The sequence below is a fragment of the Vibrio sp. B1-2 genome, from assembly GCF_963888445.1.
Classification (GTDB): domain Bacteria; phylum Pseudomonadota; class Gammaproteobacteria; order Enterobacterales; family Vibrionaceae; genus Vibrio; species Vibrio anguillarum.
Genome location: NZ_CAWPJH010000017.1, coordinates 1 through 24,328, shown reverse-complemented (window position 1 = coordinate 24,328; position 24,328 = coordinate 1). Strand labels below are relative to the sequence as shown.

Sequence of the window (24,328 nt, the reverse complement as noted above, 5' to 3'; positions counted from 1 at the left end):
TCATTAATTATGTTTAGAGCTTGAGAAACATCCATAAAAAAATCCAAGTGCATTAAATACACTTGGATTTTGACAGCTCTGAAGGATCGTTCAACCGATCACTTTGGCCTTAACTGATCGGCATTACAGCACTGTGGCTGGCGTTTTTCTTATGCGTACGGCATTAGTCGATATAAAGCGCAAAGTCGCTAGCGCAATCAACCAACTGCTGGCGAGTCAGCATGAATACGCCATGCCCACCATTTTCAAACTCAAGCCAAGTAAACGGAATGTGGTCGTATTGGTTCATCATATGCACCATCGAATTGCCCACTTCACAGATCAAAATACCGTTATCGGTGAGGTACCCCGCCGCATTGGCCAAAATACGACGCACCAATTTCAAACCATCGGTACCGGCGGCTAAGCCGAGTTCTGGTTCGTGTTTGAACTCTTTGGGCAAACTATTCATATCTTCTTGATCCACATAAGGTGGATTCGACACGATTAAGTCATATTTCTCTTTTGGCAAATCGCGGAATAGATCGGAACGGATCGGGAAAACTTGTTGCTCCATACCGTGATCTTGAATATTTTGCTCTGCCACTTGCAGTGCGTCGGTTGAGATATCAATCGCATCCACTTCAGCATCAGGGAACGCGTGGGCGCACGCAATGGCGATGCAACCGCTGCCAGTACACAAATCCATAATGCGTACAGGCTCGTCGATCAACCAAGGTTGGAACTGCGCTTCAATCAATTCGCCAATCGGTGAACGTGGCACCAGTACTCGCTCATCCACATAAAACTCAAGGCCACAGAACCACGCTTTATTGGTTAAATAAGCGATAGGAGTACGTTCATTAATACGCTTAATCACCCGTTCAACAATACGCAGACGTTCACTGCCTGTTAAACGAGAATTCAGTACATGCGGAGGAACATCAATCGGAAGATAGAGTGTCGGTAGGATTAGCTGAACGGCTTCATCCCACGCATTATCGGTCCCATGACCATAAAATAAGTTGGCGGCATTAAAACGACTGACCGTCCAACGAATCATATCTTGAAGCGTGTGAAGTTCAGAAACCGCCTCTTCTACAAAAATCTTATCCAAAATTGCCTCCGAAAAGCGCTACAATACTGCCAATATCGATCTGTTAGAAAATGACCAAACCCAATGAGCCAAAAAGAGACCGAACACGATGACGCTTTCGACTTGTTTCGGGATGCAGTAAAGGGCGTTAAAAAGTTGCGACAGGATACCATAATCCAGCCGCCAAACAGAAACCCCAAACAAAAAGAAATCCGCCGTATTGCTCGGGAAGCCAGCGATACCGAATTTTATTTTTCCGATGAGTTTATACCAAAACTCAGCGATGAAGGCCCGACACGCTATGCTCGTGATGATGTGTCGAAATATGAAGTTAAACGGTTAAGACGTGGCGTCTATGTGCCGGATGTATTTTTGGATATGCACGGCATGACACAGCAAGAAGCGAAACGAGAGCTCGGGGCGATGGTTGCTTATTGTGTGAAAGAAAATATTCACTGCGCTTGTGTCCAACATGGGATCGGTAAACACATTCTCAAGCAAAAAGTTCCTCTCTGGCTCGCTCAACATCCTGATGTGATGGCGTTTCATCAAGCCCCCCTTGAATTTGGCGGGCATGGCGCGGTATTGGTGCTGCTTTCTATTCCTGATAAGTGATTTAAACTGACGCTAACTTCAGCATTAACGCTTTTGCTCCAGCATAACGATGAGGATTAATGTCGTAAATCCGGTGGAATCGGCATGTTATTTTCATCGAGTTTGGGTCTTTGGCCACCGCGTTTACGATACTGCTTAAGCTGAAAGACATAAGCCAGTACCTGCGCAACCGCCACGAAAAGCCCGTCGGGGATCTCCTGCTCAAGATCGGTTGTGTGATAAAGCGCTCGAGCCAAAGGCGGTGCGGGGATGATGTGTATATCATGCGCACGTGCTACTTCACGAATTTTCATCGCCATGTGATCGACGCCTTTAGCCACCACAATCGGTGCTTTATCCGTATTTTGTTTATAGCGCAGCGCAACTGAGAAGTGTTCTGGGTTGGTGATGATTACATCCGCTTGTGGCACTTCCGCCATCATCCGCCGCTGAGCCGCTTCACGCTGCAACATCCGAATTCGGCCTTTAACCTCAGGTTTTCCTTCCGTATCTTTGTATTCGTCTTTTACTTCTTGCTTGGTCATTTTTAATTGGTCAGCGTGCTGCCAGATTTGGAATGGGATATCGATGGCGACCACGACCAATAAAGAACAACTGATCAGCAACACGAAGTTGAGTAAGATATCGAGCGCATGGAAAATATTTTGTGGATAGACATCCATGCTCAGTTGAAATAGATCTTCTTTCGATGCATTGATCAGATAAAAAGCAACGCCAGAAACAAGCAGTACTTTTAAAATGGACTTAAATAACTCAACCCAACTTTGCAAACCGAACATACGTTTTAAGCCACTGAGCGGGTTCATTTTGGAGGGCTTTGGCATCGCAGCTTCGACAGAAAAGTTAATTCCACCAATGCCAGCCGCGCCAATTAATGCAGCAATAAATAACGTGATTAAGATAAGCGAGAGTGGCAATATCAGGGTCGCAAGAGAACCAGCCGCAATATCAAACAACTTTCCGAGATCAAACACTTCTTCTCGGCTTAAGTTGAAGATTCGACCCATCAAAGCGTACAAGGCTCGGGCTAACGATTCGCCAAACCACATCAATGCAATCGCACCCACTACCAGTACCGAAACGGACGCTAACTCTTTTGAACGAGCGACTTGACCTTTTTTTCGCGCCTCGTCCAATCGCTTGGGCGTGGCGTCTTCGGTACGTTCTTGACCGTCTGACTCTGCCAAACGCGCCTCCTAACAGTTCATACGGATAAGGCGACAAATTTGTTGCTCGCCTTCTAACCAGAATAGTTCGTAGTGACTATACAGGCCGCCTAAAATATACCAACAGAGTAACAAGCCGACCAAAAGCGCAAACGCAAAACCCAACGAGAAAATGTTGAGCTGAGGGGCTGCACGAGTCATCACACCAAATGATAAGTTGACGGTTAATAGCGCAATGATGCCAGAAAGAGACATACTCAGCGCCACTTTAAACATAATTCCCAGCCACAATGCGAGCTCACGAAAATCCACGGTCGTTAATGCCCCATCGCCAATAGGCAAGGTTTTGAAACTGAATACCACCAGTTGGATCATCTTTAAATGACCATCGGTTGCTAAGAAGAACAAGGTCGCTAAAAACATAAACAGTTGACCAAGCAGAGGGGTGTTCTGCCCGTTTACGGGGTCGACCATTGAAGCAAAACCTAAGCTGGCTTGCATACCCAATATTTGGCCAAGCATAACAAAGGTTTGGATTATAAACTGGGTGATCATGCCCATTGCAACGCCAATAATAATCTGCTCAAAGGTGGTCAAAAAACCTTTAAATGAAAGTAGTTCAACGGTCTCTGAAACGGCAGGAATCGCGGGCATCACGGCGAAGGTAATAGCCAAACCTAAGTAGAGCCGCACTCGGGTCGGAACAAAGCGGGCCCCAGTGACTGACATCACCATCAGCATGGCGGAAATACGAGTGTAGGGCCAAAAATAGCTAGCAATCCACTCTAAAACGAGGCTTGTTGGGTACTCCATTCAAGCTCCTAGTACAGCACCTGTGGTAGCCGTTCAACGATAGAGAAGAAATACTCCATCAACATCTGCGTCATCCAATGGGCAAAGAACATCAGTGCCAGTAACGTCACAATGAGACGCGGTAAAAAGCTCAACGTCTGTTCGTTAATTGAGGTCGCGGCTTGGAAAATGGCGACCACTAAACCAATCAACAAACTCGGGATGATGATGGCGCACACCATGATAAGCACCATCCACAGTGCGTCTCGAAACAGCTCAACAAAGACTTCAGGAGTCATTCGCGCCCCCGCTATAAAGCAAAACTGCCGGCTAGCGTTGAGAGGATCAAGTTCCATCCATCCACTAGTACAAACAGCATGAGTTTAAAAGGCAGCGAGACGATCATCGGCGAAAGCATCATCATACCCATCGCCATCAAAACAGACGCCACCACTAAATCAATGATTAAAAAGGGTAAAAAGAGCATAAAGCCGATTTGAAACGCCGTTTTTAGCTCCGAGGTGATGAACGCAGGGATCAGCACCGCCATCGAGACCTCTTCAGGATTGGTTGCGTCAGAGCCCGATATCTCAACAAAGGTTTCTAAATCTTTGACTCGCGTCTGTTTCAGCATGAAGGCTTTTAGTGGCTCTTGAGCCGTATCAAACGCTTGACGCGCCGTCATCTGCTCATTGAGATATGGCTGCACAGCTTGCTCATTAATGGCGTTGATGACTGGTGACATAATGAAAAAAGTGAGAAAAATAGCGATGCCGATAATTACTTGGTTTGACGGCGTTTGTTGCAGGCCCATTGCCTGGCGCAAGATCGACATCACAATCACGATACGTGTAAAGGAAGTCATCAAAATGACCATGGCAGGCAAAAAACCCAACATGGTCATCAAGGCTAAAATTTGTAGATTGATCGAGTAATCTTGACTGCCATCTGAATTGGTCGTCATGGTAAATGCTGGAATACCGCCACCACCACTGACGCTACCAGCGGCTATGGTTTTAGAGGCGCCACTGTCTTTATTCATCGCCGTTACTGTCACCGTTTCTGCGCCTACGGCGCTGGAAGGAATTGGTGTGGCTAACTCTTGCTCTGAAAACGCAAACGGGGTAAACAATAATGCCACCAGCAACATAGAAAGATGCCATAGATGAGCAAGGTAACCCAATGAGGCCGTGCGACTATTTCTTGTCATTTTTCTTTAGCAGCTGAGTCAGTTGACCGGCAAACGGACTGACCTCAGCCTCCTCCTGTTTGAGTGGGGCATCTAATTTTGCGATCAATTGGACGGATTGTGACGTGACTCCGACGAGAAATTGTTCTTCTCCCGCTTGCACAATAACGATACGCTCTTTAGTACCCACTGGCAGTTGACGTACAATGCTCAACCCTTTTTGATTACCGAACGTGGGCACTCGCATTCGTTTTAACACCCAAGCCAAAAAGAGAATTAGCGCAATAACGAACAAAAGCGACCCGAAAGTGGTCGCTAAATCTAAGTGATCATTCGGCGCTGCCATCGCTTGGCTTGAACAGAGCAATAAACCGATCAGTTTTTTCATCCAAATACTTCTTTTTCGTAAACTGACGTTATGCTAACGCAGCTTTTTAATACGCTCAGTCTGGCTGATTACATCGGTTAAACGAATACCGAATTTATCGTTAACCACTACCACTTCTCCATGAGCAATCAAGGTTCCGTTCACCATCACATCCAATGACTCACCCGCGATGCGATCAAGCTCAACCACCGAGCCTTGGTTCAATTGCAGTAAGTTACGAATGCTGATCTTCGAACGTCCCACTTCCATCGAAATGGTCACCGGAATGTCCATAATCGTATCAAGTTTGCGGCGCTCATCTTCGGTGATCGGTGGTGAAGTGTCTTTCAATTCATCAAGAGGCGCGGCCAGAACTTCATCTACATCAATACTAGGCGCGGACGGGTCTTCCCCTAATGCGGCTGCCCATTCGTCTGCCAATCTTTGGTCGTCACTTGGTTCCATCTTCGTTACCTACTCTATTATTCTTCGTTATCTTCTTCGTCATCATCTTCAAATTCAGACATGATGTCTTTGCCTAAAAAGGCGAGATCCGTTTTTACTACATCAGGGCGTTTAATTTTTTCAGAGACTTGAACCGCCAGTTTTTCACCAGAGCGGCCCATTTTCACTCGGTAAGTAGGCAGCTCTTCAACAAACATCGTTGCGTTTTTGGGCATTTTAATTGGGATGATATCGCCTACTTGTAGATCCATTAAGTCACGCAATGAAATGTCTTGTTCTAATAAATTGACTCGGAAATTGACGGGTACATCCATGATCTCTTCGCGCAGTGCAGAACTCCAACGCACATCGGTTTCCATTTTATCCGACTGGACACCCGCATCGAGTAACTCACGAATGGGTTCAACCATCGAATAAGGCATGACCACGTGGAAATCGCCGCCGCCGCCATCGACTTCGATATGAAACGAGCTCACTACGATCACTTCCGTTGGGCTAACGATGTTAGCCATACTTGGGTTCACTTCTGAATCCAAATATTCAAACTCAACGCCCATCACCGGTGACCAAGCTTCTTTGTAGTCACCGAAAACAATTTTTAACAGTAATTGAATGACACGACGTTCTGTTGGCGTAAATTCGCGCCCTTCAATTCGAGCGTGGAAACGGCCATCGCCACCAAAAAAGTTTTCCACCAAAATGAAGACTAAACGCGCTTCCATCGTGACCAACGCGGTCCCTTTTAACGGACGAAAACGCACCATGTTCAAGCTGGTCGGAACATAAAGCGTATTTTGGTATTCACCAAACTTCATCATTTGTACGCCGTTAATCGACACTTCAGCCGTTTTACGCAGCATGTTGAACAAACTAATACGCATGTGACGAGCAAAACGTTCGTTGATAAGCTCCAGCGTAGGCATTCGCCCACGGACAATACGGTCTTGCGAAGAGAAGTCAAAGTTAATCGCCGACTTATCGGCAACATCGTCATCGTCTTCCGCCTCATCAACACTGTCTACACCATGAAGCAGGGCATCAATTTCGTCTTGGCTTAATAAATCAGTCACTTCTCACCTACTGCATTACAAAATCGGTAAACAACACTTTTTCGATCACAGGTTGCCCAACCGCTTTAGTGAGTGCCGCTTTAATATCATCTGTCGCCTTATCTCTCAGCTCAATTCGCCCGGTAGGGCTACGAAGCTGTTCCACAGTGGCAGACGCAAAAGTGGCCAGTAAAGAACTTTCCACTAAAGGTGAATGGTAACGTGCAAGGCTTTCGTTTTCTGAACCTCGCACCATCAACTGCACTTTGATTTGCACCAAACGATCTTTCTTATCACCCGTGACGTTAAACACAAACGGCTGTGCAATATTAACGTAAGCTACAGGATCCGTTGGCAAAGCTTGCTGCGCTGCGGGGGCTTGCTCACTCGTGGCTTCACCCTCATCTCCGCTCATCAAAAAGAAAGCTGCACCACCACCACCAAGCAGTAACACTACGGCAGCAATAATGATAATCAGCAGTTTTTTCTTCCCTTTGGGGGCTTCCGCGCCTAACTCTTCATCGGCCATAATGTTCTCTATGTCGTTATTTTTAATATTAGTTTAAGCGTAATAACTGATTCCATCACGCTTTGATGCGACATTCAAATCAAGTTTGACGTCTGTATCAAGGTTTTCTTCGTCTAAATAGCTTCCGTTGCGCGCCAATTGACCAGATTGGGCATCCCCGTCGGCAGTGTAGCGCGCTTGTTGCTGACCAGCGCTCTGTTGTTGGACAGAGGTCTCACCCAACTGCAAACCTTGTTGTGCCAACATTTCTCGTAGCCTTGGCATAGATTGTTCAATCACATCACGTGCTTGATGGTTAGCGACCGTAAAATGAACCGTCGTATGATCACCATTCATATTCATACGAATTTGTAAACGCCCCAATTCCGGTGGATCTAAGCGAATATCGACATGTTTAAGGTTTTTCGACATCATCATTTGCAGCCGTTCCGCCATTTGCTCACTGGCCATTTCTCGGTTAAGCAACAAAGGAGGCTGTTGCGCGGCTTGCAAGTTGTCAGCACGGCTCTGCGTCGCGTTCAAACCATGTTGCCCCAAAGCACTCGAAAGCTGCTGCGCTAATGTGCCCTCTTTTTGCTCTTGAGCCGACCCTGCATCATTCACACCCGATAACGCTTTCGCGCCTAATCCGGCTTTGAATAGCGCGGGGTTGAGTGGCAATTCGGCATGGGTTGCAGCTGGTATCGCGGCCGCATTCGCTAACTGTTGTATTTGTACATTGGATAACTCATTGCTTGCTGTAACAAGAGGTGACGATGCTAGTGCGGCTTTGTCTGCCGCCACGGCAGCCTGCATGGTTTGAGATTGTTGCTGAGCTAAGGCTTGCTGAACAGAATGGGCTAATGAAACCGGCGTATTTTTACCCTTGAGGACCGTTTCACTTTGTGCCACATCTAGAGGTAATGCTTGCCCTTCGGCAACAACTGTGTTCGCCCAAGGAATGGCAGCGGCAGTCAATAACGCCTCTGTGGGCAGTCCTTGCTGATCATTTTCCGAATCGGTTTGAGGTGTATTCGTAGATGGAGAGAGTGGCAACTTGCCCTCTGCTAAATTTGTTGTCAATTGTGAATCAAGTGCTTGCGCTTCAACCAAAGGTGATGGCTCTATGGGCATGGTGTTGTCACTTTTTGCCACCGCGTTAACTGCTGCATCGCCAACTTCAGTTGTGGCAAGTAAAGTGGCCTCATCTTCTATCGCTTGCGACAAAGCGCTTGCTTGCACTGACTTTGTATCTTGAGGCGGCTGAATGAATTTTCGGACTGATTCCGGCAGGATGAGTTCACCATTCTCTTCAGTCTCTGCGTTTAAGCTTGATGCCGTAGGTGAACCTTCCGCAGCCATCAAACGCTCTTTGCCCTGCTGAATAGGCAGCACACGCTCTGCATCTTGTTCCGTGATGTGCTGATCAGATAATGGAGCTTGCTCATTCACTGACGCCAGTGCTACTGATTCAGTAGTGGGTTTAGCGAATGCATCCTGTGCTGATATTTGCGCAGCCGCTGGCGCTTTTTGCTCCACTTGATCCGAGGAGTCACCTGCGTTGTCGTCGATTTGCACGTCTACCGGATGAGTGTTTTGTGGCAAGGTTTTGCCGTTTTGGTCAGCAAGTGCTTGATTGGCGCTATTTAAACGGCCAAGGATTTCATCGCCATCGCTCATCACTTGTGCTGTTTTCTGCTGAAGAGCGGAGTCATCAACCTCTGCTGAAGGGGGTGATTTTGTTTGCGCGGTATCAACATCGGCCTCTTCACTCAATGCCTCACCAAGTTCTTTATCTAACAAGGCATCGCTACTTTGGGCTGCCACGTCATCGGTGAGCACCGCTCCCTCATCAAGCGCCTTAAAGTCAGTTTCTGCCGAAGATTCAGTGCTACGACCCATAATGAGGGCGGTCAGTTTTTCAAAAAAACCTTGAGATTCAGAACCTTCACTCACCGCATCAGAGCCTGCTCTACTCACGCTGGCCATTTTAGAGGTGTCGGATGGTGTTGTAATATTTACATTCATATCCATGATGCTCGCACTAAAAACAGAGGATGACGCGGATTCATTATTGGCCAGTAAGTCATGTTTCATCATTTTTTGACGATGGCGCAGTGGATTAACCTAATGAACTCCGTGATTAGTCAGAAGCAAGAAATGAGCCAAGCCTTCAATATCGATAAGAAAGTATGACACCCATCTTATTGGACACGTTGACGACTTGAGGCGTCAGTGACTTAAAACTTATTTTGATTAAAACTTATGTTGCTTAAAACTTGTGTTGATTAGAACGTTGCCGACTAAAGAGCAGTGTAGAAAACTCATCCATCTGCTTCTGCTCTCGTTTATCTTGCAGACGTTGCGCTTCTATCTGTTTTTTTTCAATGAGCCATTCGTAAGAGCGTCGCTGTTTTCTCACTTCCATCCAATGCTCTTGGCAGTTATCTACCTGATTTTTGAAGTGTTGTTCTGCATCTCTTTGTTTGACAAGGGTTTCATCTAACTGGGTAAGAAATCGGTTTAAGTGTCCATATTGGCTCGCCGTCAAACCTGACATGCCGCGCTCCATAAGCTGCTGACAATAATCAAGACGATATTGCTCAATCTGCGCCAACTGCTTGTAATAACTCTCTAGCTCATCACGCGATTTAGATAACGCCATCACGGCTTTTTCTTCTTTGTCTTTGGCTTGATCAAGCAGAAACTCGAGTGCGTTATCCATCGATTACCCCACTTGCAAAACGTGCTTGAGCATATTGACGCACATGTCGTAAGGAACCGAATCCTTCATCCCCTGCTGCAAATATTCATCCAGCCTAGGTTTTAGCGTAAATGCACTGTCAATCGCAGGGTCCGTCCCCGGCTTGTAAGCACCGATAGAGACGAGATCTTGATTTTTCCGGCAGATGGAGAGTATTTGACGCACCGCTTTCGACATCAACAGATGTTCATCGGTGGTGATTTGTGGCATAACACGGCTGACCGATTTCTCTACATCAATCGCTGGGTAATGTCCGGCATCGGCCATTTCACGTGATAAAACAATGTGACCATCAAGAATGGCTCGCGATGCATCAGCGATCGGGTCTTGTAGATCATCCCCTTCGGTGAGCACGGTAAAGAAAGCGGTAATCGATCCTTGGTGAGGACCGCCATTTCCCGCTCGTTCAACCAAGGCGGGCAGTTTAGCAAACACCGACGGCGGATAACCTTTTGTGGCTGGCGGCTCACCCACAGATAACGCAATTTCACGTTGCGCTTGGGCAAAACGAGTCAACGAGTCCATTAGTAACAACACATCTAACCCTTGATCACGAAAGTATTCCGCAATCGCTAACGCGGTTTGACAGCCTTTTAAACGCATCAACGGTGAGGAGTCCGCAGGCGCGGCTACCACCACTGAACGTTGACGTCCATCAACGCCTAAAATCTCTTCTATAAACTCTTTTACTTCGCGGCCACGTTCACCAATCAGCCCCACCACCACCACTTGAGCGGTTGTGCCACGAGTCATCATGCCAAGCGTTACCGACTTACCGACACCAGAACCGGCAAATAAACCAATCCGCTGCCCTTTACCCACCGTCAGTAAACCGTTGATCGCTTTTAGGCCAACGTCCAGAGGTTCTGTTATGGGTTTGCGAGCTAATGGATTGATGGGGTCAGCATTAAACGATGCGCGCTTTTCGGTATAAATAGGCCCCAGCCCATCGAGTGGATTACCGACACCATCAATCACCCGTCCAAGCAGCTCCATCCCGACTGGTATGCCAGCGTCCCCTGTCATTGGGGTAACTTTAGCTCCGGGCAGTACGCCTGTTATCTGTTCGCTGGGCATCAGATAGAGGTTATCGCCAGAAAAGCCAACCACTTCCGCTTCCATTTCTCCGGACATGGTTTCTACTTTACATAAGCTACCAATAGGGGCTTTACAACCGGTAGCCTCAAGGGTTAAACCAACCACACGGACCAGTTTGCCAGATGCCATTGGGCGGCAGGTTAACCCTTCGGTTTTATATTGACTAAGGCGATCGGCAAGAGACAACACTATTGATCACCTTGTTGGTGACGATTGGTGCCACAAAAACTTTTCAACACGCTACGAATGCGATCTTCCATTCGATAATTCACACTCGATTCACCTGCTTCAATCTGGACGTCACCGCGATTTAATGCCGGTTCTTTGACCAATGTCCAGTTTCGGAAATCCAGCTCTTTTTCGCCATAAGCAGAATGAATCACGTCAACATCTTCTGGATGGAGTTTTAATGTGATGGCATGACCAGATACAGGCAGGGACTCAACCGACGATTTGACGGTATCTAAGATCACTTGCGGATTGGTTTGTACCTCAACGTGAACGACCTCTTTGACCAAGGTTAAAACCATATCGACCAGCTGTTTTTCGACTTGGGCATTCATCAACTCTAGCGGTTGAGCAAATTGATTGGCAAGACCAACGAAAATATCAACCTGCTGCTGGATGAGGGTTTGCCCTTCAGCGACACCCTCGGTTTTGCCTTGCTCAACACCTTCTTGGTGTCCTGCAATCAGCCCTTCTTCTTTACCTTTTTCATAACCTTGTTTGAATCCGGCTTCTTGGCCTTGGTGCAAACCTTCTTGATAAGCCCCTTGTTTGATCTGGCCAATCTCTTCTTCGCTGAGTTGCAGCGGCTCTTCAACCACAGGCTCATCAAAACTTGGCATCCAACCGGGGTCGTAGTTCATTGCCGTTTCTTTGGCTTTTTTATTGATCTCTGCGCCGTAGTCCGGCAACCCCCACTTTTTGGCTTGTTCAATATTAGCGTCTGCATCTAAACGTAAAAAGCCGCGTTTTCTTTCTCCAGACATAATGCTACCTATTGTTGAGTCAGGGTTAGATTATAAGAATTCGTCTGCGCCGCCAGACAGCATAATTTCGCCACTGTCGGCCATACGACGTGCAATCGCCAGAATCTCTTTTTGCGCCGCTTCGACATCTGATACTTTAATCGGAGGCATGGCTTCCAGATCATCTTTCATCATCTCAGCTGCACGTTTTGACATGTTTTTGAAGATCTTCTCACGCAATGCATCATCAGCACCTTTAAGTGCTTTTTGCAGTACATCTTGCGGTACATCACGCAGCAATTTTTGAATGCCTTGGTCGTCCACTTCGACTAAGTTTTCGAACACGAACATCAGATCTTGGATCTGCGTTGCCATGTCTTCATCTTGCTCACGCATCTGATCCATGAGGATGCCTTCGATATTGTTATCAAGGTAGTTCATGATATCAGCCGCGGCTTTCAAGCCACCAATTTTCGCCGCTTGCGCGCCCGCTTGACCAGCAAATTGTTTCTCCATGATTTCATTCAACTCAGCCAATGCCGAAGGTTGTACTTCTTCAAGGTTGGCAATGCGCATTAATAAGTCTAAACGGTCACGTTCAGCAAACTGTGCCAAAATTTCAGCCGATTGATCCGGTTCTAAATACGATAAAACAATGGTTTGGATTTGTGGGTGTTCATTAACAATGATGCTCGCCACTTGTCGTGGGTCCATCCATTTCAATGAATCCAACCCTTTTGAACCCGTGCCAAGCAAAATTTGATCGACCAAGTTATTGGCTTTATCGGCACCTAATGCAGCGATAAGCGCGTTACGCATAAAGTCTTCGCTGCCCATACCGATATTGGTGTATTTCTGAATATCTTCGAGGAAAGCACGATGCACCGCGCCGACTTTCTCTTGGCTAAGCTCTTTCGCTTTCGCCATCGCGCTACCGACTCGTTGTACCTGTTTAGGTTCAAGATGGCGGATGATGCCAGCGGCGTCCTCTTCGTTTAAGCTCAACAACAAAATAGCCGCTTTTTCATCACCAGAAATTGTTGAAATATCAACCGATGATTCTGTCACTTCTGTTCCACTCTTATTTTTATTATCAGGCATTTTGCATCCAATTCTTCACTACTTGAGCCGCAAGTTCAGGCTCATTGGCCACTAGAGCACGCACCGCTTTCAGTACATCCTCATCCTTGTGTAAGTTTGGCAAATCAATACCGGAACCAAACTCAAAGAGATCACCGCCATCAATACCACTGCCAATTAAACTGGTTTCACCATCAGCACCAATCGGTAAACCATCAGGTCCGTACATTGGGTCATCATCATCCGCAGCAGGGTTGAGCAGTTTTTTCAGCGCAGGGCGAACCAGCACCAGCACCACAACCACAATAACCAAGGCACTAGCAAACCAGCGTACCCAATCGTTGAAGTTTGGATGCTCCCAAATAGGGACATCAACCATTGACTCAACTTCAGGCACGGCAAATTGCATGCTCAAGACATTCAACAAATCGCCACGGTTTTCATCAAAGCCAACCGTCCCAATCAATACTTGTCGCACGGCGCTAATTTCACTTTCGCTCAAGGGAGTATAGGTGACTTCGCCAGTCTCTGGGTTAACCGATGGTCGGTTTTTAATCGCCACTGCAACGGTTTGACGATTCACCACACCCGATTGTTTACGTTCATGACTGATGGTGGTATCGAGTTCAAAATTGCGCGTGGCTTCTTTATGGACCGAACCTTGCCCAAGTACCGAGCCATCTTTCATCTGCGCGACGTCTTGTGGGATCGAAGCATCCGCAGGTGGCTGATTACTTAATGCACCTGGAACGCCAGCCACCACATTGCCGTTGTTATAGTCTTCAAGCGTATATTCGCTGCGTGTCGCTGGCGTATTCGGGTCAAAGCGTTTACGCGTTTGTTCAATGGCACTGAAATCCAGTTGGATATCCACTTGGGCGGTGTAATTACCAAAACCTAGAATAGGGATTAATACCGAATCAATTTTGTCACGCAGCGCCTCTTCTTGCTTGCGTTCAAGTTCTTGTTCTTTACGGCGGGCTGACGACACAGGATCTTGAGAGCCTGAGCTGAGCAGCCGACCATGTTGATCAGTCACGGTAATTCGATTGGGTTTCATCCCTGGCACGGCACTGGCGACCATATCGACAATAGAGTCGACCTCTTCTTGTTTAAGGTTCGCGCCAGTTCGCAAGGTAAGAAATACGGAGGCCGAAGCATCTTGGTTATGACGAACAAATACGCTTTGCTTAGGCAGCGCCAATAACACACGAGCTTTGTTGACGAGCTTCATCTCTTCAATCGCTTTCGCAAGCTGACGTTCACGGCTAAGTTTAAGGCGCTCTTGCTCAAGGCGCTGAGAAACACCAAAGCCCATGTCTTGCATCAAGATTTCATCGCCCGCTTGCTTGTTTTGATTTAACCCTGCACGGACGAGGTTGAGTTTTAAGCTGTTGTATTCACTGGATGGCACTAAGATAGTATTACCATCTAATTTATAGGTCAGTTTCTGCTGATCAAGATAATCGAGGACAGGAATAAGTTCTTCGGTTTCATAAGCGCCAAGCGGGCGCATTTCAGGTTCTCGAACCCAAAAGAACAACATGACAATCAGTGCCACACAGATGGAAATAGAGAGGACTAACACCACCTGGCGCAACAAGTCCAAGTCGCCCATCGCAAAATCACTTTTGGATGAACTCTTCTCTTCAAGATCTGGGTTTTGCGTGTCCATGTCTAGATCTGAGCTCGCCATTAAAGCGTGGTCAGAACCACTGGTCACGGTAAGATCGGTTGTTTGCTTATCTTCTGCCACGGCGGCTACCTAATTTATACGGGCATATTCATGAGTTCTTTGTAGGCGTCGACAAGTTTATTCCGAACTTGAATCGTCGCTTCAAAGGCTACACTCGACTTGTTACGAGCAATCATCACATCCGATAGTGAGACATTTTCATCTCCCCGATCAAAGCGGGTTTGTAAATTACCTGAGGTCTTTTGCAAACTGTTCACGTTATTAATGGCTTTGGAAAGCATGTCGCCAAAATCAGCACTCACACTTTGTCCAGTTGCCGTAGGACGAGCATTGGTTGCTTCCAACATCATTGTTTGCATTTCGCTGTTTAAACCATCAAGTCTCATTGCTACCTCTAACGCCAAATCTTTGACTGCTGTGCTGCTTCTTTCTGTGATGCAGCAATTTATATGCCATCACCCACTTTGGGGTTAATTCGGGATATCAATTCCTGCATCACGCATTTTCGCTAATTTATAACGCAGTGTCCTAGGGCTAATTCCGAGCTTGTCAGCCATCTCTTTACGGCGGCCTTGGCACTCGACTAAAGTATCCATGATAATGGTGTACTCTTGATCTCTCAGCTCATCACCCAATGCAGCGCCATTGTTATTAAACAGCTTGTTCACTTCGGCTTGTGCTACAGGCTTAATCTCTGGTGTGGCAATATCGCTGCGCTCTACGACTTGTTGCAGGCTGCTAGCATCTTGCCAATCAACCCCTTCCAACAAGATATGTTCACTTGCAATGTCTCCTTGCTCGCTCAAGATCAGCGCGCGTTGCACGACGTTATCAAGTTCACGGACGTTGCCCGGCCAAGCGTAACTAAGCAACTTGTTAATGGCTTGCGGCGCGATACGAGGCACAGGTAAACCAAGCTTAGTGCAGTGACGCTCTACAAGGTGGTGAGCCAGCGGTTCAATATCCCCTTTGCGGTCACGTAGCGCTGGCCATGAGATTGGAAAGACGTTGAGGCGATAATATAAATCATCACGGAAATTACCTTCCTGCACATACTGCTTTAGGTCGCGGTTGCTGGTCGCCAATACGCGGACATCAAGCTTAATGCTTTTACGCCCCCCCAAGCGTTCCACTTCACGCTCTTGGAGTACGCGCAGCAGTTTTGCTTGTAGGTTCAGATCCATCTCGCTGATCTCATCGAGTAAAATGGTCCCACCTTGCGCTTGTTCAAATTTACCCGGACAAGCCTGTACCGCTCCTGTGAATGCCCCTTTTTCATAACCAAATAAGGTGGCTTCGAGCATGTTGTCTGGAATGGCGGCACAGTTGATCGCCACAAATGGCCCATCTTTACGCGGAGATGAGTTATGAATGTAGCGAGACATGACCTCTTTTCCAGAGCCGCTTGGGCCCAAAATCATGACGTTAGCATCGGTTTTTGCCACTTTGTCGGCAAGTGACAATAAGCGCAGGCTTTTCTCATCGGCAACAACCGCATCACCATTATCATCCGATTTCACTGGCGCGTAACGGCTAACCATGTTGAGTAGCACTTCGGGGGCAAAGGGTTTTGCCATGTAATCAATGGCGCCCTCTTTCATCGCCGAGACCGCATCTTCAATATTGGCGTACGCCGTCATCAGCAACACGGGTAAATTGGGCCAATGCTGTTTGATGTTGCGCAGCAGTGCAAGGCCCCCCATGCCAGCCATTTGAACGTCAGAGACAACAATATCAACAGGATGTGCTTTGAGTTTAATCAGTGCATCTTCGGCGCAATCAGCTTCCAGCCATTCATAACCGGCCAGCGCCAAAGTATCGACTAACGCTTCGCGTAGACCTTCATCATCTTCAACGATTAAGACTTTGCTTTGAGCCATCATCCTTCTCCAGTCTCTGTTGGTGAAGAAGGGGCATGACGCTCGAGTGGAATGCACATAGTAAAGCAAGCACCCTCCCCTTCTTCTGAAATTAATTCCAATCGCCCATCATGGGCGCGGCAGACCATTTGTACCACCGCTAACCCTAACCCCGTTCCTTGTGAGCGAGTGGTAAAAAACGGTTCCATAATTTTACTTTGCAGCGCAGCAGGGACTCCCGGGCCACTGTCTTGTACCGAGATTTTCAGCTCACCATTTACCGGGCGAAAAAAGACATCAATTTGCGACGCCTTACCCGCAATTTGTATTGCGTTCATCACTAAGTTACTCAGTGCAGAGGCAATGGCATTTGCATTACCTAACACCACAGTCCCTTCTTGTTCCACTTCCTGATGATAATCAATTGCGCTATTTTTTAATGCCGTTTCCACCATGGGAACAAATTCGCTGACCAAGTCTGTCACTGTAAACGGCTGAATGACTTTATTGTCACCACCTTTGGCAAACAACAACATATCATTGACTTGTTTTTCAAGATCATGAAGCCTATCCATCAGCTTAGACTGAAAACGCTCTCTTGTAGCGTTTGGCAAGTTAGGCGCACCTAAATTTGAGGCATAGAGCATGGCACTGGATAACGGTGTGCGAACTTGGTGTGCCAAAGACGCCACCATTCGACCGAGTGAGGATAAGCGCTGTAAATCACTGATGCGTGATTGAAGTAACCGAGTTTCGGTTAAATCGGTGATTAATATCAATTGGCCTGTTGCTGATGCTGAAATGGCTAATCTAACTTTACGACCATTGCGCAGCGAGATTTCATGCCCATCATCTTCTCTCGGCGCAAAAGCACTTTGAATGACGGAATACCATTTTTCACCCGCCAATGGGACTTGCAATAACCGCTGAGCTTCAGGGTTAGCTTCTCTGACTACGCCTTGAGTATCGAGCAAAATGACGCCAGCAGGCATCACATCAAGAACCTGTTTATAGCGCTCAACTTGATCCTCTACAGAATCTAAGTGAGATTGATTAATGGGTGTGTCAGGAGACTGCATGTCGAAATTCTACCTATAAAACAACAATAGCCTAACACGCAAAATACATGCCAGGCTATTTTTCTTTAAAATCAAAGAATTAATCCATTGCCAATATATTGACTAAACTTTACCCATGCTGTTTTTTAATCACCGTTGCATATTGTATTTACGCATTTTTTCAACCAAGGTCGTACGGCGCATACCCAGCATATCAGCGGCACGCGCTACCACTCCGCCTTGAGCTTCAAGGGCTTGGTTGATCATATTGACTTCCAAGTCCGCCAATAGCTCTTTCAAATTCACGCCTTCAGGAGGTAATGACTGCGGTGCGTTGAGATTTTCGTGCATCTCTTCGACGTCTTCAAAACTGAAGTTTTCAGAGAAAATACCCGCCAGCACATCACGTTCTTGGTCTTCAACTGAGCCATAGGAGCTGTGCTCTGGTTGGAATTCTGGAATATCACTATAGCGGTATTTAGTTGGTAAATGATTGACGTCGACGAGACTATTTGGATAGAGAATGATCATCCGCTCAACTAAATTCGCTAGCTCACGAACATTGCCCGGCCAATTGTGTTCCATTAACGAATTGACTGCTCGCGGGGTAAAACAAAATGGCTGTCCACCTTCCGCTTCCATACGTGTCATGAGTTCTTGTAACAGCAATGGGATGTCGTCTTTGCGATCTTTTAGCGCTGGCATTTCAATTGGGAAAACATTGAGTCGATAGTAAAGATCTTCACGAAATGATTCATCATCAATCATGTTTTCTAAATTGCGGTGAGTCGCTGACACCACACGCACATTCACTTTAATGGTGGTGTTACCGCCCACACGTTCAAAGCAGCGTTCTTGTAACACACGCAACAACTTTACCTGCATCGACATCGGCATATCACCGATCTCATCGAGAAATAAAGTACCGCCTTCGGCAAGCTCAAAACGACCTTTACGCGCGGTTATCGCTCCGGTAAACGCCCCTTTTTCATGACCAAATAATTCACTTTCAAGTAAATCAGCCGGAATCGCACCACAGTTAATCGGCACAAACGGACCGTTGCGGCGTGCAGAATGATAATGGATGTTACGCGCAACCACTTCTTTGCCCGTTCCAGATTCACCTAAGATCAACACATTAGCTTCTGTGCCTGAGACTTGCTCAATCAAATGGCGAACTTCTTGGATACCATGACTTTGGCCTACAAGGCTACGAAATAAGGTATTCTTACGCGATGTAGAGGGAACTTGCACGCCTTTGCGTCCTAAAAATTCTTTGCAATGTCGTAATGCGTCACTCAGTTGAGGGTAATTAAGAGGTGACTCAAGTTCACCGACGTATTGAGTAAATTCTTCCAATGAATATGGCTGCTTGTTTGCCATTAGAAGTGGAATATAATTGGCCTTAGTCAACCACTGAGCTATCTCATCAGTTAACTGCTCACTTTTTAGCGATCCAATAATGCAGCCCCCCCACAATCTTGAACAATCAATATCCTTGATTTGGGATGACTCGATCGCCTCGCAGTGCTCTCCAACAAATTCTAAAATGTTACTTAGATTGAGACGGATCTGCGGATCGTCTTCTATCACAAGCAGTTTTGCTAAACCTTGCATAGGTGAGAATATTTGCCTTAAATCAGAGAAATTGTGGCCGCACTTCTGAAAATCGTTATTCAGTTTTGTTTTTCTATAATCACTTGATTAAACGATAGACAATTTGTGGAATTCAGCAACAAAAAAAGCCATTAGGCTAGTAATGGCTTCTATTCTATGGAATAAAAAAAATAAGGCAACCAAGCAATGAGCTGGTGTGACATCAGTTAAAACTTTAAAAAATAAGTGCCTAAAGTTTTATAAATAACTTATATGCCCACTTCGCTTGCCGTCAGATTGTGGTATTCAGGAGGGATTTGATCCCATGCTGATTTAATTTCTCGAATGATGTCGATCACATCATCCAGTGGTTGCGGGTCATTTTGATGATTCGCTTCGGTGATCTGAGTGATCATAAATTCATAAAGCTGATCTAAATTTTTTGCAATATCCCCGCCATCACTCATCGATAAGCAACTGCGTAAGCTAATAATGATATCCAATGCTTTACCAAGGCGTTCACCCTTACTTGGAATATTCCCCTGTAGCATTGCTGCTTTTGCTTGAATAAGGCGTTCAATGGCACCCGCCATCAACATTTGTACGACTTTATGCGGCGAGGCCGCACTGAGCTGGCTATCCACTGATACCTTTTTGTATGCCTGTAAAGAACCGCGCATAGTCTTCCTCTTATAAAAACTTTTTGTATTGCTGAACGGATTTATTACCGTGTCGGTATTTTTGGAGCGTTCTACCGATCTCGACCGTTTTTGACTGCATCAGTTCAACAAGATGTTTAGTTTCATCAATAGCCTCTCGCCATTGGCTCGACATTGCAAACTGTGGATTTTCTGACGCATGCGTCAGTAAGTTTTGCAATATCCGTTCCCTTTTATCGACAAGATGATTGATTTCTTCAGTATTAATTTCATCAATGACAAGCATTGCTCTTATTTGGTGATCTAGATCACTTAAAAGGTCGAGTTGCTGCTCCATATCAGCCGCCTAACGCATTCATCATACCAGCTAATTGGTTCTGCATTTTACTGGTCGCGTCTTGCATTGCTGAAAACTTAGAATGCGTTCGCTTCTCCAAACTGTCCATGCGGCGATCAAGTGCCGCTTGGTCGTCCGCCACACGGTAGTTGCGTTCTACTAAGCTTTTTTCGCGTGTGCGAATCGACCCCGTCACCCCCGTCATGCTCTGAATAGCATCTTCAACCCGTTTGGCAAATCCTTGGTTTCCACCAAAGAACTCACCTAGCTTATTAAAGTTGTTATTGAGTTGGCGATCTAGCATGTCGTAGTTAATTTCAAGTGTCCCTTGGCGTGTAGTAGTAATACCAAACTCAATCAGACTTTTGATCTCTTCTGGAGCCTGCTCAATTCTAGTCGAAAAAACACTACGTAGGCGGGAGTCTGCACTGCGCACAATACTGTCACCCGCCAGTGGCCCAGCTTGGCCAGTCCGAGGGTCAACGCCTCCAAGTTCTTTAGAGACCTGATAAAACTGATTATACGCCGCGACAAATTGTTCAATATCATCGCGCACGGTTTTGCGGTCATATTCGATGCCAATTTCAGCCGGTGGTTTGCCTTTGGCCGTTTGCCCTTTAAGGGTCAAATCAACCCCTTCAATCGCATCTTCAATCACGTTGTTGTTGCTAGAAAGGGTCGCCACACCGTCCAAAACCACCACAGAATCTTGGCCTGCTTGTACTTGAGTCATACCTTGATAGGCGTCAAACGATGCTTGTGCCGCTCTAAGCTCAGCATCTGCTTTGTCCACTTTATCTAAATACTCACGCTCTTGCGGGTCAAGCTTTTCACGCTCTTTCTGCTTGGCTTGCTCTGGCGTCAGTTCACCACTACGCACCGCCGCCGCAACCGCGGCTTTTTCAGCTGCTAATTGCTGTTCAAGCTTGGCTTGCGCTTCTTTGGGGGTGACATAGGAGTCAACCAAAGTACCAGAAGCAGTATTGGTCCAACCGGGTACATCTGGCGCTTTTTCTAACGCAGTTGCATCAAGCTCTGGCTCAGGTTCATAGTAGGAATCGAGCAAGGTGCCAGAGGCGGTTTCAGTCCACCCTGGAATACGATCTTGCGGTTTCAGATATTTATTGGCAGCAACACCGGCGGCGGCGGCAGCTTTGACGGCGACGTCGGTTAATTCACCGGCAGCATTAGCAACTTTACCGTCGGCAGCTACTTGCCCGGCGACTTCTTGAACACCACTCGCCATACTTTGGTCAACTTCGCGTGCCGCCGCACCTATTTTCTCGGCGACTTTTGCAGCGATAGCTTGTTGAGCTGGCGTGAGTGGTGCAATGATTTGTTGCGCCGCAGCGCGTGCTTTTTCTAAATCTTTAACGCGTTCTTCCAGCGTTTTGTATTCTAGATTTTTGAGCGGATTTCCGGCATCAGACTGAGCATTAATTTTAATGTCATGATCTTTTCCAGATAGATTAGAGGCCACAATCAAACGTGGCCCTTCAACATCATTGATTACCGAAGCACGAACTCCGGGATTGGTTTTAGTGCTGTTAATACCGCGAACGATATCAATCAATTTTGAATTGGCTTGGACATCAACATCAAACTTCTGATCACCAAGTGAAATCTGCAGCTTACCAGGACCAAACTTTGCCTCTTTATCTAAAACATCCGAGGCAACTTTATGGCTCTGTGCAAGCTGCAACACATCGATAGCATATTTACCTGCTATTGCGTCAGTGGTGGCTGTCGCGGAGACGACGTTTTCATCAGTAGTATCGACTTTTCGCAAAGCGAAAGCCTTCTCCTGACGAAAATTCGTCATAAGATTTTTCATCGTATCCAGCGACTCTTTGAGCCGGCCGTAGGCACTGATACTGGCATCAATTTGGCCAAGCTCATTATCAATACGTTGCTGCTTAGGAACGCGCTCTGCATTGACAATTTTGCTGACCAAGGAATTGATATCCATGCCAGTATTCATACCCATCGGGCCTAAGCTCATTAAATCACCTCAAAAACTACGATTACACCTTAGCAACCAATAAACCTGTACTGTGGTCTTTTTGTCTGGCAAGGCGTCGCAAAACCTCTAGCATTTCCTCGTTCGGGATCTGACGAATAATGTCACCAGTACTGGCTTCATAAATCGTCACAACATCCCGTCCTGATTCTTCATCGACTCTAAACGCTAAGTCTTTGTTGATAGATGAGATAAATTCATTCATCTGCTCTACCATCTTGGCTCTTTCCGATTTGTTGATCTGCTCTCGTTGCTGTGCAAGCTCGATTGCCGCTTCAACGCTTTGGTTTTGCCTATTTCTTAACTGTTCAGTACGATTCACCTCATTTTGTTTCGAGGAAGCGCGTGTCGCGCCATCGTTTTCTGAAGCAAATTTAATGCCACTTTGCGAGCCGTAAGGCTGGATGTTCGATGTGTAGGATGGTATTTCCATAACAATCTCCCTTCCACCTCATAGGTTGGCAGTGAAAACACTGCTTTCCCCACAAAGCTCCATTCGCCTATCGGTTAACCCAATAGACTAAGAGCTGCAGATGGTGACTGCTTCGCCTGTGCCAAAACTGACGTACTCGCTTGCTGCAAAATCTGCGACTTCGTCATTTGGGTTGTTTCACGGGCATAATCAGTATCCTTAATTCGACTACGAGAAGCGTTGACGTTCTCGTTGATGTTATCAAGGTTACTGATGGCATGACCGAAACGGTTCTGGAATGCACCTAACGAGGCACGTTGGCTATCAACGGCCTTTAGTGCACCATCAATCAAAGCTACAGCTTCCTGAGAGCCGCCAACCGTTGTGACATTGATGTCTTTGACGGTTACGTCTTTACCTGCAGCAAAACCAATTTCAGTACCCAGTCCACCACCAATAGTGACATCGCTTGAGACTTTTTGATTGGCGGCAAACAGTTGCAGTTTACCTTCATCACCGACTGAAGCTTTGATGTCACCATTTTGACCATTAATGTAAGTAGCAACCTCTTCTAAGTCATCACCCGCTTTAGCGTTAATGGTGACTTCGCGAGCTTCTCCTTGCTTATCAGTATAGCTCAGAGTCAGATCCGTCGCATTGGTGACTGACCAGTCAGGCGCTTTGCCATTTGTCGCGACATAGCTCTTACCGCCCATCGCTTTTGTGTCAGAACGCATGTCGCTCATGGAAAGCATCACAGCTTCACCAGAATCGGCACCAATTTGGAAAGATTTATTACCAAACGAACCATTTAGCAGTTTATTACCACCAAACGAGGTTGTTTCAGCAATACGGTTTAATTCATCATTGAGTGCTGAGACTTCCTCTTGGATCGCTTGGCGTTCTGAACTTGAGTTAGAACCGTTTGCTGATTGCAAAGAAAGATCTCGCATACGTTGCAAGATGTTGGTGGTTTCATTCATTGCACCCTCTGCGGTTTGTGCAATGGAAATACCATCATTTGCGTTTCTTACCGCCATATCTAAGCCACGGCTTTGTGACGTTAAACGGTTTGAGATTTGTAGACCCGCTGCATCATCACGCGCGCTATTGATTTTATAGCCCGATGACAGACGCTCCATCGATTTCTGCGTACCATCAGCGGCGTTATTTAAATAACGCTGTGCGGTCATTGCAGACACGTTAGTGCTTACATTAATTGCCATATTGATCTCCTTAGGCATTGTGTTGATGTACTTCCGTGTCTCTCACCTCACGTCGGTACACCTCATTTCTCTCGTATCCTTTAACGGCGAAAGATTTATATCCTTTAGAAAAAAATAAGCCTTTTTTTAAAATTTATGCAGCGAGCATGAGAAATGTGATTAGCGTCAAAAAGTAAGAAAGATAATGCTGCATCGACTATAATGCCGATCAGTTAAGGCCAAAGTGATCGGTTGAACGATCCTTCAGAGCTGTCAAAATCCAAGTGTATTTAATGCACTTGGATTTTTTTATGGATGTTTCTCAAGCTCTAAACATAATTAATGAT

General features: G+C 46.4%; 25 protein-coding genes. 1 reads left to right on the top strand and 24 read right to left on the bottom strand.

Annotated features, from left to right (window positions below):
- Window positions 1-163 precede the first annotated feature (163 nt).
- The gene (gene prmB / locus AACQ75_RS07915; RefSeq protein ID WP_013856325.1) at window positions 164-1,096 is read right to left on the bottom strand and encodes a 50S ribosomal protein L3 N(5)-glutamine methyltransferase; all 933 of its coding nucleotides are present in this window, start codon (window positions 1,094-1,096) and stop codon (window positions 164-166) included.
- Window positions 1,097-1,159: 63 nt separating this feature from the next.
- Here prmB and smrB point away from each other — a divergent pair, with 63 nt between their 5' ends.
- Window positions 1,160-1,690, top strand: coding sequence for an endonuclease SmrB (smrB, locus tag AACQ75_RS07910; protein ID WP_013856324.1), 531 nt, complete (start codon window positions 1,160-1,162; stop codon window positions 1,688-1,690).
- 56 nt (window positions 1,691-1,746) lie between these two features.
- On the opposite strand, the gene flhB is transcribed toward smrB, so the two are convergent.
- From flhB to AACQ75_RS07795, 23 genes are all read right to left on the bottom strand, one after another.
- A complete protein-coding gene (gene flhB, locus AACQ75_RS07905) occupies window positions 1,747-2,877 on the bottom strand; it encodes a flagellar biosynthesis protein FlhB (RefSeq protein ID WP_013856323.1) in 1,131 nt (376 codons plus the stop codon).
- A gap of 9 nt (window positions 2,878-2,886) precedes the next feature.
- Window positions 2,887-3,669 carry a flagellar biosynthetic protein FliR gene (gene fliR, locus AACQ75_RS07900; RefSeq protein WP_013856322.1) on the bottom strand — a complete coding sequence of 261 codons (783 nt, stop codon included), beginning with the start codon at window positions 3,667-3,669 and terminating at the stop codon, window positions 2,887-2,889.
- A gap of 8 nt (window positions 3,670-3,677) precedes the next feature.
- Window positions 3,678-3,947: a flagellar biosynthesis protein FliQ gene (fliQ, locus tag AACQ75_RS07895; RefSeq protein ID WP_013856321.1), complete on the bottom strand. Its 270-nt coding sequence runs from the start codon at window positions 3,945-3,947 to the stop codon at window positions 3,678-3,680.
- Window positions 3,948-3,958: 11 nt separating this feature from the next.
- Entirely contained in the window at window positions 3,959-4,858 is a 900-nt protein-coding gene (gene fliP / locus AACQ75_RS07890) for a flagellar type III secretion system pore protein FliP (protein WP_038170156.1), read from the bottom strand.
- Window positions 4,845-5,225 carry a flagellar biosynthetic protein FliO gene (fliO, locus tag AACQ75_RS07885; protein ID WP_013856319.1) on the bottom strand — a complete coding sequence of 127 codons (381 nt, stop codon included), beginning with the start codon at window positions 5,223-5,225 and terminating at the stop codon, window positions 4,845-4,847. The genes fliP and fliO overlap by 14 nt, the downstream gene beginning before the upstream one ends.
- 33 nt (window positions 5,226-5,258) lie before the next feature.
- Window positions 5,259-5,669, bottom strand: a complete 411-nt coding sequence (fliN, locus tag AACQ75_RS07880) for a flagellar motor switch protein FliN (RefSeq protein WP_013856318.1) — start codon at window positions 5,667-5,669, stop codon at window positions 5,259-5,261.
- Window positions 5,670-5,686: 17 nt separating this feature from the next.
- Window positions 5,687-6,739, bottom strand: a complete 1,053-nt coding sequence (gene fliM / locus AACQ75_RS07875; RefSeq protein ID WP_013856317.1) for a flagellar motor switch protein FliM — start codon at window positions 6,737-6,739, stop codon at window positions 5,687-5,689.
- Between the two features lie 7 nt (window positions 6,740-6,746).
- Complete coding sequence (gene fliL / locus AACQ75_RS07870) at window positions 6,747-7,247, bottom strand: flagellar basal body-associated protein FliL (protein WP_017045735.1); 501 nt, start codon at window positions 7,245-7,247, stop codon at window positions 6,747-6,749.
- A gap of 33 nt (window positions 7,248-7,280) precedes the next feature.
- Entirely contained in the window at window positions 7,281-9,326 is a 2,046-nt protein-coding gene (locus AACQ75_RS07865) for a flagellar hook-length control protein FliK (RefSeq protein WP_170889807.1), read from the bottom strand.
- Between the two features lie 172 nt (window positions 9,327-9,498).
- Entirely contained in the window at window positions 9,499-9,951 is a 453-nt protein-coding gene (gene fliJ, locus AACQ75_RS07860) for a flagellar export protein FliJ (RefSeq protein WP_013856313.1), read from the bottom strand.
- A gap of 3 nt (window positions 9,952-9,954) precedes the next feature.
- Window positions 9,955-11,277 (bottom strand): flagellar protein export ATPase FliI, encoded by a 1,323-nt coding sequence (gene fliI / locus AACQ75_RS07855; protein WP_170889806.1) that lies wholly within the window; start codon window positions 11,275-11,277, stop codon window positions 9,955-9,957.
- Window positions 11,277-12,080 (bottom strand): flagellar assembly protein FliH, encoded by an 804-nt coding sequence (fliH, locus tag AACQ75_RS07850; RefSeq protein WP_047687806.1) that lies wholly within the window; start codon window positions 12,078-12,080, stop codon window positions 11,277-11,279. Before fliH ends, fliI begins: the two co-directional genes overlap by 1 nt.
- A gap of 30 nt (window positions 12,081-12,110) precedes the next feature.
- Window positions 12,111-13,160: a flagellar motor switch protein FliG gene (gene fliG, locus AACQ75_RS07845; RefSeq protein WP_013856310.1), complete on the bottom strand. Its 1,050-nt coding sequence runs from the start codon at window positions 13,158-13,160 to the stop codon at window positions 12,111-12,113.
- A complete protein-coding gene (gene fliF, locus AACQ75_RS07840) occupies window positions 13,153-14,895 on the bottom strand; it encodes a flagellar basal-body MS-ring/collar protein FliF (RefSeq protein WP_013856309.1) in 1,743 nt (580 codons plus the stop codon). The genes fliG and fliF overlap by 8 nt, the downstream gene beginning before the upstream one ends.
- A gap of 14 nt (window positions 14,896-14,909) precedes the next feature.
- On the bottom strand, window positions 14,910-15,221 hold the full coding sequence (gene fliE, locus AACQ75_RS07835) for a flagellar hook-basal body complex protein FliE (protein WP_026028064.1): 312 nt from the start codon (window positions 15,219-15,221) through the stop codon (window positions 14,910-14,912).
- A gap of 84 nt (window positions 15,222-15,305) precedes the next feature.
- Complete coding sequence (locus AACQ75_RS07830; protein ID WP_026028065.1) at window positions 15,306-16,715, bottom strand: sigma-54-dependent transcriptional regulator; 1,410 nt, start codon at window positions 16,713-16,715, stop codon at window positions 15,306-15,308.
- Window positions 16,715-17,773: a sensor histidine kinase gene (locus tag AACQ75_RS07825; RefSeq protein ID WP_013856306.1), complete on the bottom strand. Its 1,059-nt coding sequence runs from the start codon at window positions 17,771-17,773 to the stop codon at window positions 16,715-16,717. Before AACQ75_RS07825 ends, AACQ75_RS07830 begins: the two co-directional genes overlap by 1 nt.
- 129 nt (window positions 17,774-17,902) lie before the next feature.
- Window positions 17,903-19,369 carry a sigma-54 dependent transcriptional regulator gene (locus AACQ75_RS07820; RefSeq protein WP_017045739.1) on the bottom strand — a complete coding sequence of 489 codons (1,467 nt, stop codon included), beginning with the start codon at window positions 19,367-19,369 and terminating at the stop codon, window positions 17,903-17,905.
- Between the two features lie 248 nt (window positions 19,370-19,617).
- Window positions 19,618-20,028, bottom strand: a complete 411-nt coding sequence (gene fliS / locus AACQ75_RS07815; protein WP_010318718.1) for a flagellar export chaperone FliS — start codon at window positions 20,026-20,028, stop codon at window positions 19,618-19,620.
- Window positions 20,029-20,038: 10 nt separating this feature from the next.
- Complete coding sequence (locus AACQ75_RS07810) at window positions 20,039-20,344, bottom strand: flagellar protein FliT (protein ID WP_013856304.1); 306 nt, start codon at window positions 20,342-20,344, stop codon at window positions 20,039-20,041.
- Window position 20,345: 1 nt separating this feature from the next.
- The gene (gene fliD, locus AACQ75_RS07805; protein ID WP_170889805.1) at window positions 20,346-22,346 is read right to left on the bottom strand and encodes a flagellar filament capping protein FliD; all 2,001 of its coding nucleotides are present in this window, start codon (window positions 22,344-22,346) and stop codon (window positions 20,346-20,348) included.
- A 22-nt stretch (window positions 22,347-22,368) separates the two neighbouring features.
- A complete protein-coding gene (gene flaG, locus AACQ75_RS07800) occupies window positions 22,369-22,797 on the bottom strand; it encodes a flagellar protein FlaG (RefSeq protein ID WP_013856302.1) in 429 nt (142 codons plus the stop codon).
- Between the two features lie 74 nt (window positions 22,798-22,871).
- The gene (locus AACQ75_RS07795; RefSeq protein WP_026028066.1) at window positions 22,872-24,002 is read right to left on the bottom strand and encodes a flagellin; all 1,131 of its coding nucleotides are present in this window, start codon (window positions 24,000-24,002) and stop codon (window positions 22,872-22,874) included.
- Window positions 24,003-24,328 lie beyond the last annotated feature (326 nt).